This window comes from Arthrobacter sp. 05N33_2 (genome assembly GCF_056397425.1).
This window is the reverse complement of the sequence record NZ_JBFTNJ010000004.1, coordinates 161,025-179,902: the sequence shown is the minus strand read 5'-3', so window position 1 is coordinate 179,902 and position 18,878 is coordinate 161,025. Positions and strand designations below refer to the sequence as shown.

The 18,878-nt window shown below is 66.3% G+C and carries 15 protein-coding genes and 1 tRNA gene; 7 read left to right on the top strand and 9 right to left on the bottom strand.

The genetic code is table 11. The features are described 5' to 3' along the window. Positions 1-14 precede the first annotated feature (14 nt). From AC1DHX_RS05190 to AC1DHX_RS05175, 4 genes are all read right to left on the bottom strand, one after another. A complete protein-coding gene (locus AC1DHX_RS05190) occupies positions 15-1,145 on the bottom strand; it encodes an FAD-dependent oxidoreductase (RefSeq protein WP_476860368.1) in 1,131 nt (376 codons plus the stop codon). Positions 1,146-1,212: 67 nt separating this feature from the next. Then, positions 1,213-2,139 (bottom strand): AEC family transporter, encoded by a 927-nt coding sequence (locus tag AC1DHX_RS05185; protein ID WP_018774009.1) that lies wholly within the window; start codon positions 2,137-2,139, stop codon positions 1,213-1,215. A 106-nt stretch (positions 2,140-2,245) separates the two neighbouring features. Further along, positions 2,246-2,674 (bottom strand): aspartate 1-decarboxylase, encoded by a 429-nt coding sequence (gene panD, locus AC1DHX_RS05180; RefSeq protein WP_028275366.1) that lies wholly within the window; start codon positions 2,672-2,674, stop codon positions 2,246-2,248. 92 nt (positions 2,675-2,766) lie between these two features. Continuing rightward, complete coding sequence (locus tag AC1DHX_RS05175) at positions 2,767-3,717, bottom strand: LysR family transcriptional regulator (RefSeq protein WP_476850779.1); 951 nt, start codon at positions 3,715-3,717, stop codon at positions 2,767-2,769. Positions 3,718-3,859: 142 nt separating this feature from the next. Between AC1DHX_RS05175 and AC1DHX_RS05170 the strand changes: the two genes are divergently transcribed. Further along, complete coding sequence (locus AC1DHX_RS05170) at positions 3,860-5,323, top strand: amino acid permease (RefSeq protein ID WP_476860367.1); 1,464 nt, start codon at positions 3,860-3,862, stop codon at positions 5,321-5,323. Between the two features lie 249 nt (positions 5,324-5,572). After that, positions 5,573-9,127 carry a proline dehydrogenase family protein gene (locus tag AC1DHX_RS05165; RefSeq protein WP_476860366.1) on the top strand — a complete coding sequence of 1,185 codons (3,555 nt, stop codon included), beginning with the start codon at positions 5,573-5,575 and terminating at the stop codon, positions 9,125-9,127. 132 nt (positions 9,128-9,259) lie between these two features. On the opposite strand, the gene AC1DHX_RS05160 is transcribed toward AC1DHX_RS05165, so the two are convergent. Together AC1DHX_RS05160 and AC1DHX_RS05155 are read right to left on the bottom strand one after the other, a co-directional pair. Then, positions 9,260-9,655 carry a hypothetical protein gene (locus AC1DHX_RS05160; RefSeq protein ID WP_476857301.1) on the bottom strand — a complete coding sequence of 132 codons (396 nt, stop codon included), beginning with the start codon at positions 9,653-9,655 and terminating at the stop codon, positions 9,260-9,262. A gap of 241 nt (positions 9,656-9,896) precedes the next feature. Then, complete coding sequence (locus AC1DHX_RS05155; RefSeq protein ID WP_079550633.1) at positions 9,897-10,751, bottom strand: LysR substrate-binding domain-containing protein; 855 nt, start codon at positions 10,749-10,751, stop codon at positions 9,897-9,899. 140 nt (positions 10,752-10,891) lie between these two features. Between AC1DHX_RS05155 and AC1DHX_RS05150 the strand changes: the two genes are divergently transcribed. After that, complete coding sequence (locus AC1DHX_RS05150) at positions 10,892-12,289, top strand: MFS transporter (protein WP_476860365.1); 1,398 nt, start codon at positions 10,892-10,894, stop codon at positions 12,287-12,289. A gap of 16 nt (positions 12,290-12,305) precedes the next feature. On the opposite strand, the gene AC1DHX_RS05145 is transcribed toward AC1DHX_RS05150, so the two are convergent. From AC1DHX_RS05145 to AC1DHX_RS05135, 3 genes are all read right to left on the bottom strand, one after another. Then, positions 12,306-13,466, bottom strand: coding sequence for a N(5)-(carboxyethyl)ornithine synthase (locus tag AC1DHX_RS05145; protein ID WP_476860364.1), 1,161 nt, complete (start codon positions 13,464-13,466; stop codon positions 12,306-12,308). After that, complete coding sequence (locus AC1DHX_RS05140) at positions 13,463-13,612, bottom strand: hypothetical protein (RefSeq protein WP_018774018.1); 150 nt, start codon at positions 13,610-13,612, stop codon at positions 13,463-13,465. The genes AC1DHX_RS05145 and AC1DHX_RS05140 overlap by 4 nt, the downstream gene beginning before the upstream one ends. Before the next feature lie 90 nt (positions 13,613-13,702). Continuing rightward, positions 13,703-13,776, bottom strand: a tRNA-Gly gene (locus AC1DHX_RS05135). Between the two features lie 600 nt (positions 13,777-14,376). Between AC1DHX_RS05135 and AC1DHX_RS05130 the strand changes: the two genes are divergently transcribed. Genes AC1DHX_RS05130 through AC1DHX_RS05115 form a run of 4 tightly spaced genes read left to right on the top strand, consistent with a single transcriptional unit; the run spans position 14,377 to position 18,875 of the window. Continuing rightward, on the top strand, positions 14,377-15,993 hold the full coding sequence (locus AC1DHX_RS05130) for a sugar transferase (RefSeq protein WP_223915145.1): 1,617 nt from the start codon (positions 14,377-14,379) through the stop codon (positions 15,991-15,993). Between the two features lie 45 nt (positions 15,994-16,038). Then, the gene (locus AC1DHX_RS05125; RefSeq protein WP_476860363.1) at positions 16,039-17,004 is read left to right on the top strand and encodes an NAD-dependent epimerase/dehydratase family protein; all 966 of its coding nucleotides are present in this window, start codon (positions 16,039-16,041) and stop codon (positions 17,002-17,004) included. 6 nt (positions 17,005-17,010) lie between these two features. Continuing rightward, entirely contained in the window at positions 17,011-18,270 is a 1,260-nt protein-coding gene (locus tag AC1DHX_RS05120) for a glycosyltransferase family 4 protein (RefSeq protein WP_476860362.1), read from the top strand. Next, positions 18,270-18,875, top strand: coding sequence for an LbetaH domain-containing protein (locus tag AC1DHX_RS05115; protein ID WP_476860361.1), 606 nt, complete (start codon positions 18,270-18,272; stop codon positions 18,873-18,875). Before AC1DHX_RS05120 ends, AC1DHX_RS05115 begins: the two co-directional genes overlap by 1 nt. Positions 18,876-18,878: the final 3 nt, after the last annotated feature.

Sequence of the window (18,878 nt, the reverse complement as noted above, 5' to 3'; positions counted from 1 at the left end):
GCTCCCCGACGGCGTCAGCGGACCCCGGGGCGGGAGGCCGAGAAGACAGCCGGCGCTCCGCCGTCGCCGGTCGCGAGGTCGGCCAGGATCCTGCCCACGACCGGCGTGAACTTGAAGCCGTGCCCGGAGAAGCCGGCGCCGATGACAACCGGCCCGATCCGGTCCAGGACAAAGTTTTCATCAACGGTGGTCGTGTAGGTGCAGCTGATGTCGGTGAGGGAGTCGGCGTCGACCCCGGGCAGCCAGTCCCGGGCGTAGCGCTGCAGGGCCGCCCGCTGCTCGGGCTCCGGCGCGAAGCTCCGCCGGTCCGGGTCCACCACCGGGCCCACCCCGTGCCATCCGGCCTTGATCCCCTCGCCCGGTGTTTGCATGCCGTAGACCGGCGAACGCCAGTACGCGTACGCGTCCCCGTGGCCGGGCATGTGGTTGAACCCCGGCCACTGGGCGCCCTCATCGGTGATGGCGAAGTGTGCGGGTTGTTCCTGCGTGACCGTCAGCCGGGGCAGGGGCGCGACCCCGGCGAGCAGTTTCGTGGTCCAGCCGCCGGCGGTGACCACTGCCTGCCTTGCGGTGAGCACCTCGCTGCGGCCGCCGGCCTCGAGCGTGAGCCGGACGCCGTCGTCGAGGACATTCAACTCGAGGACCTTCACATGATGGCGGATCTCGGCGCCGAGCCCGGCGGCGAGCCGCTGCAGCGCCGGCAGTGCGGCGTCCGGGTTCAACTGGCCGCCATCCGCCATGTGCAGCACGCGCGTATCGAAACGGATGCCCCGCCAGCGCCCGGAGGCTTCCCCGGCGGAGAGGAACTCCGCCCGGAGCCCGGCGGCAAGCAGCGCGTTCCGGATCTCGGGCAACCGCGGATCGGGGCCGTGGTTTACGACGCCGGTGCGCGCCAGCAGCCGCTCGCCGGCGTCCGCTTCGAGCTCGCGCCACAGCCCGGCCGCCTCTGCCAGCATGGCGACGTAGTCCGGATCCGCGTAGCCGGGGTTGAAGTTCCGGGTTGTGCCGTGGGAGGCGCCGTTGCGGTGGCCGGGACCGAACTGCTCCAGCAGGGTCACCTCCCGGCCGCGCCGGGCCAGCGCCCACGCGGCGGCCGAGCCCATCGCGCCGCCGCCGATGACCACAGTGTCCAGGGTTGTTTTCAAGGGTCCTCCTCCGGGTTTGGTGCCGGTCCGCCGATCCCGTTCAGCCGGGCCCGGCTGCCCGGCGAGGTCAGGCCAGCAGCAGGGCCACGCCGATCATGGCGGGCACAGCTACCACCGTAGTGATCAGCACGGTGTCCCGGGCTACCGTTACGCCGGTGCGGTAACGGCTGGCCGCGACAAACACGTTTTGGGCGGTGGGCAGGGCGGCCGTGACGACGGCGGCAAAGAGCGCCTGTTCCTGCATGCCGAGGACAAAATGGGCAAACAGGTAGGCCACCAGCGGGTGGACAACGAGCTTGAAGAAGCTCGCCAGCAGGGCGTCCAGCCGGCGTCCGGCGGCCGCCTGCAGCGGCTTGGAACCGTTCAGGCTCATGCCGAAGGCGATCAGCATGGCCGGGATCGCGGCCCCGCCAATCAAGTGGATGGGCTCCAGGATCAGCGGCGGTACCGTCCAGCCGGTTGCGGCCACGAGGAGCCCGAGTCCGGTGCCCACGATCATCGGGTTGCGCAGGATCATGAGCACGAAACTCAGGGGCGTAGTGCGGTGCGAGCTGGTGGTGGCGTCCAACGCCATGAGGAACAACGGGGTGAAGAAAGCCAGCTGGAAGATCAGTAGGGGTGCCACATAACTGGCATCACCGAGCACGAAGACGGCTATGGGAATGCCGAGGTTGGCCGAGTTGGCCAGCGACGAGCTCATGGAGGAAATGAGGGCTTCCGGCAGGGACCGCTTGAGCGCGAAGCGCACAATGCCAAAGAACAGGACCGCCGTGGTCACCGCCCCGACTGCCGTCACGAGCAGCGGCGCGGCAAAGACGTCGTGGAGTTTCGCCTTGCTGAGGGTCTCGAACAGCAGGGCGGGGCTGGCCACAAAAAACGTCAGGGCGCTCAGGACGGGGCGGGCGTTCTCGCCCAGGATATTGCGCCGGCCCACGAACATGCCGACCAGGATGATGGCCCAGACGACAAAGAATCCTGCCAGTACCCCTAGCACGCGGTTCTCCGCAGCGGGGCGGGTGAGCGGCGGGTGATGGTCACCCGTCCAGAGTAATCAGCTTTATTCCGCGGGCTGTCCTATTACGCCCGACGGCGCGCTGCCGCTAGTTGAGCGCGGCGTTGTTCAGCGAGTGCGGCGGACGCATGAGCCCGGGTGTCATGCCCTCGGCGGGGTCGTTGCCGATCTGGACAATCTTGTTGTCCTGGTCAACGTGGACCACCTTGGGGTTGTACGCCTTGGCCTCTTCCGTGGTCATCTGGGCGTAGGTGATGAGGATGACGATGTCGTTCTCATGCATCAGGTGGGCGGCGGCGCCGTTGATGCCGATCACGCCGGAACCGCGCTCGCCGGCAATCGTGTATGTCTCGAGCCGGGCGCCGTTGGTGACATCGACAATCGCCACGAGCTCCCCGGGCAGGATGTCGGCCGCCTCCAGCAGATCCAGGTCCACGGTGACGGATCCGACATAGTGCAGGTCCGCGTGCGTGACCGTCGCGCGGTGGATCTTGGATTTGAATATTGTGCGATTCATAACGACATCAGTCTAACGCGGGGCCACCGCCCGCGCTGTGGCCCACTGCACATGCCGCGGGCCGTTACGCGCGCGGTTCCACATGCCGGACGTCACGCGGGCCGGTCCGCGGGGGCCGGACCGAGGACGCCCGCGGCCGCCGCCGGCACGATGGATGCCGCCGTCACCGCCAGGATTTCCCGGGCCGCCAGCAGTGCGGGCCGCCTGGCGCTCGAGCGCCGCACCGAGGTGAACACCGTACGGTGCGGATCCCCGGGCAGGTCCAGGAGTTGCGCGCTGGTGCCGCGGCCGGTCCACACGAGGTCGGGCATCAGGGCCACCGCATTTCCGGATTCGATCAGCCGGATCTGGGCCTGCAGGTCGGCGGTTTCAAAGCGGACGTCGGGCTCAAACCCGGCGCTCCGGCAGGCCTGCTCGGCCCAGTGCCGGGAGGCCGCTCCGCGGGGTTCCATCACCCAGGCCAGCCCTGCGGTATCGGCCAGCGTCCTGATGGGACCGCGGTCCGGCGAGGGGGGCGGAACGGCGAGCCGGATGGCGTCGCGGGTCAGGGCCACGCGGTCCAGTTCGGCGTAGTGCGGGGCGGCGTGGCCCGGGTACTGCTCGGCGATCACGAGGTCGAAGTCGCGGGCCCACGTCTCGTGCAGGGCCGTCTCCGGTTCCCGCTGGGTCATTTCGACCCGGACTTCCGGGTAGCTGGCGGTCATTCTGGTCAGGGTGTCCGGCATGAGCGCCAGCGCGGCAGACTGGAACACCGCAATCCGCACGGTGCCGGTGACCGTGGTCAGCGACGCGGCCAGGTCCGCCTCCGCCTGCTCGAGGGTCTCCAGGAGCTGGGAGGTGTGGGCCACCAGGACTTCGGCCTGCGGGGTCAGCTGCACCCGGCGCCCGGTCTTGCGGAGGAGCTCCACCCCGGCCTCCTTCTCAAGGAGGGCCAGTTGTTGCGAGACTGACGACGGGCTGTACTGAAGCGCTTCGGCCACTTCGGCCAAAGTGCCCCGAATCTTCAGTTCGCGCAACAGTCGCAAACGCCGGACGTCGAGCATCTCTATTCCTTTGTGAATCCTGACGGTTATTCATTAAGAGAATTCACTTTATCTAATGCAACCGGGCTTGCATACTGTTCTCACTCGATAAGCCCCATCACAGGGTGGAGTGATGGGCACCGCACCTAAGCAGGAGGCCCTCATGGCTACACGGGATTTGTCACAGTCGATCATGCGGCGCAAGCCCATCGACGACATCGAGGAAGAAAACAAACACAGCGGTCTGCACAGGAGCCTGGGGCTCTGGCAGTTGACGGCCATCGGCGTCGGCGGCATTATCGGCGTCGGCATCTTCTCCCTGGCGGGCCTTGTGGCCCACGGCAGCGAGTCCGAGCCCGGAGTCGGACCGGCCGTGCTCATCTCCTTCCTGATCGCCGGTCTGGCATCCGCCGCCGCAGCGCTGTCCTACGCGGAGTTCGCAGGAATGATCCCGCGGGCGGGCTCGGCCTACACCTACGGCTACGTTGCCCTCGGCGAGATCATCGGCTGGTTCATCGGGTGGGACCTGCTGCTGGAGTACATCGCCATCGTCGCCGTGGTGGCCATCGGTATTTCCGGCTATTTCGACGCGTTCCTCTCCGGTATCGGCATCCATATGCCCGCCTGGATGACCGCGACGCCGGATGAAGGCACCGGCGGCATCATCAACCTTCCCGCGATCCTCGTCTGCCTGCTCGTGACCTGGATCCTCTCCCGCGGCACCAAGACCTTCGGCCGCTTCGAACTGATCGCCGTCGGCATCAAGGTGCTGCTGATCCTGTTCATCATCGGCTTGGGCATTTTCTACGTGAACACCAACAACTACAACCCGTTCTTCCCCAGCGGTTTTGGTCCAGTGGTGGCCGGCTCCGCTACGGTGTTCTTCGCGGTGTTCGGCTACGACGCCATGAGTACCGCGGCGGAGGAGGCCACCGACGGCAAGAAGCACATGCCCAAGGCGATCATCCTCTCGCTGGTCATCGCCATGCTGCTCTATGCCGCCGCCACCCTGGTGCTCACCGGCATGCAGAACTTCACGGAGATCGACCCCAAGGCCGGCTTCGCCTCCGCCTTCAACAGCGTTGGCCTTCCGGTGATCGCGACGATCATCTCCGTGTTCGCCGTTCTGTCCATCCTCACCGTGATGCTGACCTTCCTCCTCGGCGTCACCCGTGTCTGGTTCTCGATGAGCCGCGACGGCCTGCTGCCCGGCTGGTTCTCGAAGACGGACCGGAACGGCACGCCCCAGCGCGTGACCTGGATCGCCGGCGTCGGGGCCGCAATCCTGGCCGGCATCCTCCCGATCAAGGCCGTCGCGGACCTGACCAACATCGGCATCCTGGCCGCGTTCGTCGTCGTCTGTGTGTCGGTGATCGTGTTCCGCTACAAGAAGCCCGACGCCCCGCGGACGTTCCGGCTGCCGCTGATGCCCGTGGTTCCGGCGTTCGGCGTGTTTGCCTCGCTCTTCCTGATGTTCCAGCTGCACTGGGAGACCTGGCTGCGGTTCGTCGTCTGGCTCATCGTCGGCCTGATCATCTACTTCACGTACGGCCGCAGGCACTCGCTGATGAACCCTGACAGCCCGCGGCACGAGGAGATCGTGGAGATGCACCGCCCCCTGACCTAGCCACCCCACCCCCGTTGCGCTATCACTTCCGGCTCCCATTCCCGGGTCTTCCCAGGGTTTAAGACCCAGAAGTGATAGCGCAACGGGCGTTTAAGGGTCCGGGGGTGGTTCCCGAACGTTCGGGCGGGAACCGGAAGCGTCGGTTTTTCTAACCGGTATTGCTCAGAAAACTTCGCTTTATCTTATGAAAATCCGGTTGCATACTGTTTCGTAAGAGGTCCACATTTTGAGAAAGAACGTGTTTCAGCCATGACCAACATCTCCACGGAGCCCGGCGCCACCACCGGAAACGCCGCAGGCAACGACGCCACGCACGCCGCCGTTTCGGAAGGCTCGACGGTCCTTGAGGCCGCAGCCCTCGCCGAGGACACCATCGCGCTGGTGCGCCGCTGGCTCACCGAGGCTGCAAAGGTGCCCGTCGACGCCTCGGCCGAGCAGCTCGCCGGGGTCCTGAAGGACCCCAACGGCCTGGACTTCACCGTCGGGTTCGTCGACGGCGTCGTCCGTCCCGAAGACCTGCAGGTCGCCGCCCGCAACCTCGCCGCCCTGGCCCCCAAGGTCCCGGCCTTCCTGCCCTGGTACATGCGCAGCGCGGTCCGCCTCGGCGGCACCATGGCCCCGGTCCTGCCCCAGGTGGTCATCCCGGTTGCCCGCCGGGTGCTGCGTGAAATGGTCGGCCACCTCATTGTCGACGCCACCGACGCCAAGCTCGGCCCAGCCATCGCCAAGATCCGCAAAGACGGCATCAAGCTCAACGTCAACCTCCTCGGCGAGGCCGTGCTCGGCGAACACGAGGCCTCCCGCCGGCTCGAGGGCACGCACACCCTGCTGTCCCGGCCCGACGTCGACTACGTCTCGATCAAGGTCTCCTCCACGGTGGCCCCGCACTCCGCCTGGGCCTTCGACGAGGCCGTGGAGCATGTCGTAGAGAAGCTCACTCCGCTCTTCGCCCGCGCCGCCTCCTATGCGTCCACTGGCCAGAAGGCCAAGTTCATCAACCTGGACATGGAGGAATACAAGGACCTGGACATGACCATCGCGGTCTTCACCCGGATCCTGGACAAGCCCGAGTTCAAGAACCTGGAGGCCGGCATCGTGCTCCAGGCCTACCTCCCGGATGCCCTGTCCGCCATGATCCGCCTGCAGGACTGGGCCGCCGCCCGCCGCGCCGACGGCGGTGCCGCCATCAAGGTCCGCGTCGTCAAGGGCGCCAACCTGCCGATGGAGCAGGTCGAGGCCTCCCTGCATGACTGGCCGCTCGCCACCTGGGGCACCAAGCAGGACTCGGACACCAACTACAAGCGGGTCATCAACTACTCGCTGCACCCGGACCGGATCCGCAACATCCGGATCGGCGTCGCCGGCCACAACCTCTTCGACATCGCCTTCGCCTGGCTCCTGGCCAAGCAGCGCGGCATCGCGGATACCGCACCGCAGAGTATCGAATTCGAGATGCTGCTCGGCATGGCCCAGGGCCAGGCCGAAGCCGTCAAGAAGGACGTCGGCTCCCTCCTGCTCTACACTCCCGTGGTCCACCCTGCCGAGTTCGACGTCGCGATCGCCTACCTGATCCGCCGCCTCGAAGAGGGCGCCAGCCAGGACAACTTCATGTCCGCCGTGTTCGAACTCAGCGAAAACGAAACGTTGTTTGAGCGCGAGAAGCAGCGCTTCCTCGCCTCGCTGGCCAAGCTCGACGACGAGGTCCCGGGCCCGAACCGGCTGCAGAACCGCGCCCTTCCGGCCGCGCCGCTGCCGCACGACTCGTTCGAGAACACTGCCGACACAGATCCGTCGCTGCCCGCGAACCGCGACTGGGGCCGCGCCATCCTGGGCCGCGTCACGACGTCGACACTGGGCAACTCCTCCGTCGAGGCCGCCACGATCAACGATGCCGCGACCCTGAATGCCGTGATCGATACCGCCGTCGAGAAGGGCGAGGCCTGGGGTGCGCTCTCCGGCGCCGAGCGCGCCGAAATCCTGCACCGCGCCGGCGACGTCCTCGAGGCCCGCCGCGCGGACCTTCTTGAGGTCATGGCCTCCGAGACCGGCAAGACGATCGACCAGGGCGATCCGGAGATCAGCGAGGCGGTCGACTTCGCGCACTACTACGCCGAGTCCGCCCGCAAGCTCGACGACGTCGACGGCGCCACCTTCGTCCCGGCCAAGCTCACCGTTGTGACGCCGCCGTGGAACTTCCCGGTCGCCATCCCGGCCGGCTCCACCCTTGCGGCCCTCGCCGCCGGCTCCGCCGTCGTGGTCAAGCCCGCCAAGCAGGCCCGCCGCAGCGGCGCCGTCATGATCGAGGCCCTCTGGGAGGCCGGCGTTCCGCGCGACGTGCTCACCATGGTCCAGTTGGGCGAGCGGGAACTGGGCCAGCAGCTCATTTCCCACCCGGCCGTGGACCGCGTCATCCTGACCGGCGGCTACGAGACCGCCGAGCTGTTCCGCTCGTTCCGCAAGGACCTGCCCCTGCTGGCCGAGACCAGCGGCAAGAACGCCATCATCGTCACCCCGAGCGCGGACCTGGACCTCGCGGCCAAGGACGTCGCGTACTCCGCGTTCGGCCACGCCGGCCAGAAGTGCTCCGCCGCCTCGCTGGTGATCCTCGTCGGCTCCGTGGCGAAGTCGAAGCGCTTCCACAACCAGCTGATCGACGCCGTCACCTCGCTGAAGGTCGGCTACCCGCAGGACCCGGCGAGCCAGATGGGCCCGATCATCGAGCCCGCCAACGGCAAGCTCCTGAACGCCCTCACCACCCTCGGCGAGGGCGAGACCTGGGCCGTCGAGCCGCGGAAGCTCGATGATACGGGCAAACTCTGGAGCCCCGGCGTGCGCTCCGGTGTCCGCCGCGGATCCTACTTCCACCTCACCGAGTTCTTCGGCCCGGTCCTGGGCGTTATGACCGCCGAGACCCTCGAGGAGGCCATCGCGATCCAGAACCAGATCGAATACGGCCTCACCGCGGGCCTGCACTCGCTGAACAGCGAGGAACTGGGGATCTGGCTGGACACCATCCAGGCCGGCAACCTCTACGTCAACCGCGGCATCACCGGCGCGATTGTCCAGCGCCAGCCCTTCGGCGGCTGGAAGAAATCCGCCGTCGGCGCCGGCACCAAGGCCGGCGGCCCGAACTACCTCGTCGGCCTCGGCGAATGGGTCAGCAAGCCCAGCACCGCCGCCGGCACCCCGGGCGCTGCTCCCGCCCACGCCGGCGTCCGCAGGATCGAGGACGCCGCCAAGGGCTTCCTGACCGCCGACGAACTCGCGCCGCTGCAGCGCGCGCTCGCCTCCGACGCCCGCGCCTGGGCCGAAGAGTTCGGCACCGCGAAGGACGTCTCCGGCCTGAGTGCGGAACGCAACGTCTTCCGCTACCGTGCTCTGCCCGTCACGGTCCGCCTCGCGGATGGCGAGCCGCTTGCCGGCCTCGTCCGGACCGTCGCCGCCGGCGTTTTGGCCGGGTCCGTCCTGACGGTCTCCACCGCCGTCGAACTGCCCGCCCAGCTGCGCGCCGTCCTGTCCGGGCTTGGCATCGCCGCGACTGTTGAGAACGACGCCGAATGGCTCGCTTCCGCCGGCACCCTCGCCGCGGCGGGCAAGCTCTCCGGCGCCCGGATCCGGCTGATTGGCGGGGACGCCAAGGCGCTGGCCGAGGCCACGGGCGGACGCCCGGACCTGGCGGTGTATGTCCACCCCGTCACGGAAGCCGGACGCGTGGAACTGCTGCCGTTCCTGCACGAGCAGGCCATCAGCATCACGGCGCACCGTTTCGGCACGCCCAACCACATCTCGGACGCCCTGATCTAGCCCGGGGCTGCTAAAACCCCGGCTCGGGCGTGCTAGAACCCTGAAACCCAAAAAACACCGCCGCTGTGCAGGCACCATAAGGTGCGGCACGGCGGCGGCGTTTAACGGCGAAGGCGCTAAGCAGAGCCGGGGCTAGCCGAAGTACCAGCCCGGCGGGACCCAGGAAGCGGGGACCGCGTGGGCGGAGAAATCGTCGCAGCCCGAGCAGAAGTAGGTGACCTCGCCGAGCTTGCTGACCGAGCCGTCCCTCCGGTGCGTGGCCGGGACGAAGGTCTCCAGGTAAATGAACTCGTCCGTGCCGCAGCGTTCGCAGTACGGGCTGGCCACATAATCGGACTCTGCGAGGGTAGCCGGGCGGATTCCCCGTTGGCCCGGGGTGGCCGCGTGCTGGGCCGCGGCTGAGTGCTGCATTCCGGCGGTCGAGTGGTGCATGGCCGCTGCGGGGTGGGCCGGCGCGGTTACCTGACGGGCGGACTTTGTCGCGTGGGCGGCGGGGGCGGGCAATCGGGGGTGATTAATGGCTGGCATCAATGGCGGCCTATCCCGAACGCTCCGACGCCAGCCACAGGGCGCCAGCGACGGACAGCGTTCGTTTTTCGAATCGTTGTCGTGGGCCACTGCTTGACCTCTAACGGTGGATCTTAAGTAGTGTCAGGATAGATGAAGTACGTGCACGGTTCAATGGTCAAGTAAGTACTGCTCGGGTCCGGGTAGTCCGCCCCGTAGGTACCGTGTCAGGATCAGCGCTGGCTGCGGAACCGCCCGCTCGTCAGGCCGGTCGCTTCAGGGTCCGGCCCACGATCGCCTGCGTCAGGGCATCGATCACCTCGGTATTGGCCAGCGGATTGCGGATGAGCGTGAAATCGACGTCGCCCACCGGCGGCAGATCGAAGCGGCGGGTGATGATTTTCAGATCCTCCGGCACCAGGGAGGAAGGCATTACCGCCACACCGATGCCGGCCCGGACGGCGGCCAGTACGCCGCTGATCTGGCGCGTGGTGCAGGTGATCCGCCAGGTGCGCCCGGTGGCCTCCAGGGCGTCGATCGCAAGCTTCCGGCTCAGGCTGGGGGAGGGGTAGGCGATCAGCGGGACAGGATCAGCCGGTTCCAGCACGGTCTGCTCCAGGCCGACCCAGGCGAAGGCGTCCTGCTGGACCACGGTTCCGTCCTTGGCCCCGGCCACCCATTTCACAAAGACCAGATCCAGTTGCCCGGCGTTCAGGCGCTTGTAGAGCTGGTCGCTTTGCCCGACCGTCAGCTCGAGGTTGATCTGGGGATAGATCTGCCGGAACTCCCGGAGGATGCGTGGCAGCCCGGTGATGGCGAGATCATCGGCCGTGCCGAAGCGCAGGCGGCCGCGCATGGCGGAGCCGGAGAAATAGCGGGCGGCGGAGTCGTGCGCGGCGAGGATGCTGCGGGCGAAGCCGGCCATGGCATCGCCGTTGTCGGTCAGGCGTACATCCCGGGTATCCCGGGCAATCAGCACCCGCTTGGCGGCGGTCTCCAGCTTGCGGACGTGCTGGCTGACGGTGGGTTGGGCCAGGCCGAGGCGCTCGGCGGCCTTGGTGAAACTCAAGGTTTCGGCCACGGCCAGGAACGAGCGGAGCTGGGCGGGTTCGAACATGGCGGTCTCCGGATCGGGTGCCGCATACCCTGCATTGCGTTTTGTAATGCGAGTTATGCGTGGAATAGGCTTCCATAATCTCTTGGGGCCAGCCTAGCGTTAAGTCCATTCCACTCACCCGCTCTTTTGAGGACTTTTCCGTGGCACCCCCTCCGCCGCTAGAGGCGAACGCAGCTTCCCTGCCGGACACCATCACCCAACCACTCGCCGTCGTCAGCCAGCCTCTGCCTTGGCGCCACACTTTCATTTCGCTCAAGGTCCGCAACTTCCGCATCTTCGCGATCGGGCACTTCGTCGCCGTCATCGCGCTCTGGATGCAGCGGATCGCCCAGGACTGGCTGGTGCTCCAGCTCTCCGGTTCCGTCACCGCCGTCGGCATCACCGTGGCCCTGCAGTTCCTGCCGTCCCTGTTCCTCGGCCCGTGGGCCGGCATGATGGCGGACCGCTTCGCGAAGCGGAAGATCCTCATGCTGTGCCAGTCGGTGGCAGCCGCGTTGGCCGCGGTCCTTGCCGTCCTGGCGCTCAGCCAGCGGATCGAGGTGGGGCACGTCTACGCGATCGCGCTGGTTCTGGGCCTCGTGACCGTGCTGGACCAGCCGGCCCGCCAGGTGTTCGTCAACGAGCTCGTGGGCCCCGGCTATCTGCGAAACGCGATCAGCGTGAATTCCACGATCTTCCAGCTGGGCGGCCTGATCGGTCCTGCGATCGCCGGGATCCTGCTGACCGCCGTGGGGGCCGGCTGGGCCTTTGCCGCCAATGCGGTGGCCTGCTGCTTCACGGTGGCCATGCTCCTGAGCCTGCGCAAGGACCAGCTGCATGTCAGCACCCCGGCCGCCAAGCGCCCGGGCATGCTGCGGGAAGGGCTGGACTATGCGCTCAGCAAGCCCACCATCTACTGGCCCTGGCTGATGGCCGGGTTCATCGCGGTGTTCGCGATGAGCCTGCCGGTGCTGCTGGCCGCGTTCGCGGACCACGTGTACGACGCCGGTGCCGGCGGCTACGGGCTGCTCAACACGCTCGTGGCCCTCGGCGCCCTGGCCGGCGCCATCACGTCGGCCCGGCGGCGCGCCCTGCGGCTGCGCTCCGTGGTGCTGGGCGCCGGGATGTACGGGCTCATGCTGTGCCTGGCTTCCCTGGCACCGTCCATGGCCTGGTTCGGCGCGGCCATGGTGCTGGCCGGATTCTGGTGCCTGATGTTCCTGACCGCCGCGAACCAGCTGGTCCAGGTCAGCGCCAACCTGGCGATCCGCGGGCGGGTCATGAGCCTGTACATCATGGTGCTGATCGGCGGCCAGTCGATCGGCGGCCCGATGATGGGCTGGCTGGCCGAGCACGCGGACCCGCACACCGCCGTCCTCGTCTCCGGCGGCGTCCCGGTGCTGGCTGCCGCGACCGTCGCCGTCGTCCTCGCCCGGCGCGGGCAGCTCATGCTCAAAGTGGACCTGAAGGACCGGCGCCGGCTGCTGCGGATCGTCCCGACCGATTTCCGCACCGAATTAGGACAGCCGCTGCGTGGATCCACGCAGCGGCTGTCCTAATTCGTCGCGGAAACCCCTAGAGCTCCAAGGGGTGGTGCGGGAACTCGGCCTCCCGCTGCTGGAACTGCAGCACATCCGGGTTCAGGACCACGCCCTCGCGGATTTCGATCGCGCGGCGGATGGTCTCGTTTCCCGCCCAGGCTTCGGGGCCGGACACCACGGTCTCGAGGAACGGCAGCAGCGCCTCGCTGATTTCCCAGCTGGCGGAATTCCACAGATAGGACGGGCTGTGGTCCACGGCGTAGTAGTCGATGTGGTCGCCCACTTTGAACATCGGCTCGGCGAAGGTGGTGGTTTTCGCCCAGCTGAAGCCCATGCCCTCGTCGCAGGAGACGTCCACGATCAGGCTGCCGGGCCGGAAGGCGGCCAGGTCCCCGGTGCGCAGGTAGGTCAGCGGCGCGTTGGGGTCCTGCAGCGTGCAGTTGACCACGATGTCGCTCGCGGCCAGGAACGGCGCCAGCGGCACGCGCCCGCGCTCGGTGATGACCTCGCTCAGGAACGGCGCCTCGCTGTCATGGTCGAACTGCGCGATGCGTACCGAGTGGATGGGAGAGCCAACAGCGGCAACACCGCGGTTGGTCAGCACCTGCACGTCATGGACACCGTGGGCATTCAGCGCCGTCACGGCGCCGCGGGCGGTGGCCCCGAAGCCGATCACGACGGCGCTCAGCCGGCGGCCGTAGTCTCCGGTGGAACCGGTCAGCGCCAGGGCATGCAGCACGGAACAGTAGCCGGCGAGCTCGTTGTTCTTGTGGAAGACATGCAGGCCGAAGCCGCCGTCGCTGGCCCAGTGGTTCATGGCCTCGAAGGCGATCAGCGTGAGTTTCTTGTCGATTGCCAGCTGGGTGATGGCCCGGTCCTGGACGCAGTGCGGCCAGCCCCAAAGGACCTGCCCGTCCCGGAGTTCGGCCAGGTCCTCGGGCTGCGGCTTGGGCAGGAGGACGACGTCGGCTTCCGCCAGCAGTTGCTGTCGCGGCGCGATGCGCCCCACGAGGGGTGCGAGCTCGGCGTCGGACCGGCCGAAGCGCTCGCCGTAGCCTTCCTCGAGGATCAACCGGTCCCGGATCTCCGGCGCGATGCGGTCCAGGTGCAGGGGGTGGATCGGGAGGCGCCGCTCGTCCGGTTTGCGTGTGCCGGCGAGGATGCCGAGCGTGAGGTAATTCGGTGAACGGGTCACTTCTTTTTGGGGCTCGCCGTCTTTGCGGCGGTCACTTTATCGAGGGAGCTGGCCGGCGCTGAAGCGGCCCTCTTGTCAGCGCGCTTTTCCTTAATGGATTTGCCGGATTTCTTGGATGCTGCTTGACGGGGGGATTTGTCAGCCATGATTGCTCCTGTAGCGGAACCGAAGAGGTTCCTGACTTCCGACGATACAGGTAGCAACCTAATAGGAGCCCGGGATGCTGTGGGGGCATTTGGAGCGGCTGACGGGAATCGAACCCGCGTATCAAGCTTGGGAAGCTAGCGCTCTACCATTGAGCTACAGCCGCAGTGGGACCGGCCTGAATTCCAGCCGTGAGTCCCGATCAACGAGGTTTACATTACCTCAGTCTGAGTTCGAGGTTGTACACGCCGCGCTCGCCTGGCCGGTACCGCGCCGGGGTGGCGTGATTGTGACCGGATGGCGCGCCTGCGGTGTCCCTCGCTCTGAAGATCGCTGATCCCGGCATCCCCGCGCCCGTCATTTCCCCGAAACGCTGTGGGAACGCCTCGTTCATCTGCACAGAAAGCGAGCCGAAACCGCACCCCGAAATGGGTAGTGCTGTCTCGAATCCGGGTAATGGGCGCAAGTAGTCCGCCCGTGGCGGCGAATTTGACGAGTGGTCCACCAACTCAAGAGGGGTAGGCCACACTCGTGTGCAGCAGAAAGCCATCGAATTTACTGGAGGAGACCACAGCCAACCGAGTCGCTAGAAGGTCTCACATGTACGACCAAAAGTTGATGGTGGCCCGTCCTTTGTTGCCAACGGGTGGGTTTGCCCACCCAAACGTGCCGGATCAAGGCCACTCGCGGGCCACGCAGTTGGCAGGGCATCAGGGCCGCCGGACGGCCGGGTTCAGTGGTCCTGTTGGCGCTATTGGCGGCAAGCATGAGTGAGCTCAAGCAGCGCGTTCCGGTCCATACGGGGTATCGATCCCCGGATCATGTCCGGGTCACCCCACGAACGCAAGATTCACCGAGGTCTGCTGCCGGCGCGGCAGCTTTAGCCCCGCCGTCCATCCCATTTCCCGACTTCAGGTCGGCGAAACTCCGGCTTGCGAGCAGCTCCCGTCGCGAGGGCATTCGTTGGGCAAACCGTTATCGGCATCTGCTGATAGCCGCAGACGCCCTGGTGATTGCGGCAGTGACTGCGGCGGCCCACATCACCCGGTTCGGGTTGAGCACAGTGAGTTCGGTTCAAGTGGGCGAGTTCCGAGTGGATTACCTCTACATTTCCGTGGTCATCGCGGCCGCCTGGATGCTTGCGTTGGGGCTGTACAAGAGCAGGGACACGCGGATCGTCGGAATCGGAATCGACGAATACAGACGGGTCGTCAGCGCAAGCGCAATGCTTCTGGGCCTCATCGCTCTGGTTTGTTTTGTCCTGAATATCGACGTGGCCCGGGGATTCTTCGCGCTCGCCCTGCCCGCCGGGCTGACCGGCCTGCTGGCGGCACGCTGGAGCATGCGTCAGTGGCTGTCCAGACAGCGGGTTCACGGCCATTACCTTTCGCGTGTGATCGTGTTGGGCCGGCCGAATGACGTCCGGTACGTCGTCAGCCAGATCGAAAAGAAGTCCGGTGCGGCGTACAAGGTCGTGGGTGTCGCACTTTCCGGGTCCGCCGGCGCCGGCACCTTCACCCAGGGCAGCCATGTCCTCAACGTCATTGGAGACGAGCGGAGCGTCGTGGAAGCAGTGGCTTCCGTGGACGCCGATGCTGTCATCGTGGCCGGACCCATGAAGGGCGGCAGCCGTTACATACAACGACTCGGATGGAAGCTGGAACAGTCGTCCACCCAGCTGATCCTCACCACCGGACTGACCAACGTCGCCGGTCCCCGGATCCACTCCCGTCCCGTGGAGGGCCTGCCCCTCATGCACGTGGAACTGCCGCAGTACGCCGGCGCCAAGCATGCTCTGAAGAGGCTATTCGACATCACGTTGGCCGCCGCGGCCCTGGTGGCGCTCATCCCTGTGTTTCTGGTCCTCGGGGTGATGATCAAGCGGGACAGCCCCGGGCCCGTGATCTTCAGGCAGGAACGGGTGGGTCGCGGCGGTGAGAAATTCAACATGCTGAAATTTCGGTCAATGGTCGAAACCGCGGAGGACGATCTCGCCGGGCTCCTGGAACACAACGAGGGCGCGGGTGTGCTCTTCAAGATGCACAACGATCCGCGGGTCACCGGGGTCGGCCGCTGGATGCGCAAGCACTCCCTCGACGAACTGCCGCAGTTCTGGAACGTCCTTAAGGGCGACATGAGCCTGGTCGGTCCACGGCCCCCGCTGCAGCGCGAGGTCGACAACTACCACCACAAGGTGCTCCGGCGGCTCTACATCAAACCGGGCCTGACAGGCATGTGGCAGATCAATGGGAGATCGGAGCTGAACTGGCGCGACAGCGTCCGCCTGGATTTGTACTACGTCGAAAACTGGTCGCTGGCCGGAGACCTGATCATCCTTTGGCGCACAGCAAAGATGCTCATCAATCCGGTCGGGGCCTACTGACAAACCAAGGGTTTCTGTTCTACAAAAATTGAGAAAGGCAAGGCAATGACCACACTTGTTTCGGGGGCTGGTGGATTCATCGGAGGCCATTTGGTGGCCCAACTCCTCAAAGACGGACAATCAGTCCGGGCAGTAGACCGCAAGCCTTTTGCAGAGTGGTACCAGGTGCACCCGGAGGCGGAGAACATCCAGGGCGACTGCTCGCTGCTAGAGACGGCCCGCGAGGTCAACCGGGGCGTGCAGTACGTCTACAACCTCGCCGCCGACATGGGCGGCATGGGCTTCATTGAGAACAACAAGGCGGCCTGCATGCTGACTGTGCTCACCAGCACTCACATGCTCATGGCAGCGCAGGAAGCAGGCGTTGAGCGGTTCTTCTACAGCAGCTCAGCCTGCGTTTATGCTGCCGGACATCAAACGTCCTCTAACGTCATCGCACTGCGTGAAGAAGACGCGTACCCCGCACAGCCGGAGGACGGCTACGGATGGGAGAAGCTCTTTACCGAGCGCATGGCCCGGCATTACCGCGAGGACTTCGGGCTGCAGACCAGAATCGCCCGGTATCACAACGTCTACGGCCCGCACGGCACTTGGGACGGTGGGCGGGAGAAGGCGCCGGCCGCACTCTCGCGCAAGTTCGCACGGGCGGCACTGACAGGCGACACCAATCTTGAGATCTGGGGCGACGGGGAACAGACCCGCAGCTTCATGTACATTGACGACTGCATCCAGGGCACTAAAGACGTCCTGCGCGGCGATTTGACCGAGCCCGTCAACCTTGGATCCTCTGAGTTGGTCTCGATCAACCAGATGGTGGATCTCCTCGAGCAGATCTCCGGCACCGTGGTGACCAGGCACTACAAGCTCGACGCCCCGCAGGGAGTTCGCGGGCGGAACAGCGACAACACTCTCTTCCATGCCACGTACGGCTGGGAGCCGTCCATCACGCTCCGGACCGGACTGGAAAAGACCTACGAGTGGATCTTCGACCAGCTCAAGGCGCAGGGGTGAACCCCCGTGCGCATCCATATTCACGACTTCGCCGGGCACCCGTTCCAGGCGGAGCTCTCCCGGGAACTCGCCGCGCGGGGACACGACGTCGAACACGCCTACGCGACCCAGTATCCCAGTGGCAAGGGAAAGCTGGAGCGCCTGGACGGTGACCCGGACGCGCTGACTTTCCGCGGAATCACCGCCGTGAGGACCTTCGAGAAGTATTCGCCGTTGGGACGGATGCGGTTCGAGAAGTCATTTGCCCAAGCTTGGGTCAGCCACCTCGAACAGGCCCGTCCCGATTGCGTCGTGGCATGCAACGTTCCGTTGTTCGTCCTGAACAGATTCAGCTCAACGATGGCAAAGTCGGGGCAGCCCTGGGTGTTGTGGCATCAGGACCTCTTCAGCAGAGCCATCGGAGAAGAGATCAGGAAACGGCTGCCTGCGGCTGTCGGTCCGGCAGCGCAGCGATGGGTCACGCGCACGGAGAAGAACCTCGTCCGCAGTGCCAGTCAGGTCGTCGCAATCGGCGAGGAATTCCGCCGGGCGTACCGGCGCTGGGGCCTCGATGTGCGCCACGTTTCTGTCATTCCAAACTGGGCGCCGCTCGGTGAGATCCTGCCCGGGCCAAGGGACAACGGGTGGGCGCGCGCCCATCTCCCGCAGGGCCGGGAGATCCGTCTGCTCTATGCCGGAACGCTCGGCCGGAAGCACAATCCGCTGCTGTTGATTGATCTCCTGCGCGCCGCCCTGGGCAAGGGCATCCCGGCGCGTCTCGTGGTCGCCTCGGAGGGGGAAGGGATTGAAGCCGTGCGCCAGATCGCGGAGCGGCAGCCGGAATTGCCGATCACCCTGCTGCCGTTCCAGCCTGCTTCCGAACTCTCTGAAATGCTCGGCTCCGCTGATGTGCTCCTGGCCCTCCTGGAGCCCGGGGCGTCAAAGTTTTCGATACCCAGCAAGGTGCTCTCGTCCTTGGCGGCCGGCCGTCCCGTCCTGGGACTCATGCCGCGGGACAATCCAGCGGCCGTGGACATCGGGGCGGCCGGCGGGTATGTCGGGACTCCGGACGCGCAGGGTGTGATGGGTGCCTCCGATTGGCTCCAAGGGATGGTCCAGTCGCCAGGGGCGCTTGTCTCCGCCGGAGAGCGAAGCCGCCAGCTTTCCGTCGAGCGGTTTGGTATTGGTCCGATCGCCACCCGATTCGAAGAAGTGCTGGCCAAAGCCGTTGCGGACCGCCGTCTGGCACCACAAGGGTCCGCGCAGACTGCCGAGGCGGTGTCCTGATGCCAGCACAATCATCGCCGGACGCCGGACCAGGGCGGCAGACGCCTGTCATTGATCTGGCTCAGGCGCCGGGCGCCGGTGAGGCCTGGGACCGGCCACGGGCGATTGTCTACCTGTGGGGGGCCTGCGAGCTATTGTTCGTGAGCAACCCCTGGCAGATAAGTTCACGGCTCCGGGTCGCCGTGCTGCGGGCTTTCGGCGCCGAGATCGGTCCGGGCGTCACATTCCGGCCCCGCACCCGCGTCAAGTTTCCGTGGAAGCTGCACATCGGAACCGGCTGCTGGATTGGTGAGGGCGTCTGGTTCCACAACCAGGACGATGTCTACATCGGCGCCAACGCTGTGGTTTCACAGGAATGCTTCATCACCACGGGAAGCCACCGGGCCCGCAGCGACATGGGCCTGATAACCAGCCCCGTTCACATTGACGATGGCGCATGGGTCACCTCGCGTTGCATGGTGCTCGGCGGAGCCCACATTGGCCAGTCAGCCGTCGTGGAGCCGCTCACCGTGGTCCGTGGTGAGGTTCCGCCGAATGCTGTCTACGGGCGGGTGCCCGGCCCCTCAGTGATCAGAGAACGGTTCCGGGGAAATGATGTCCTGTGATGG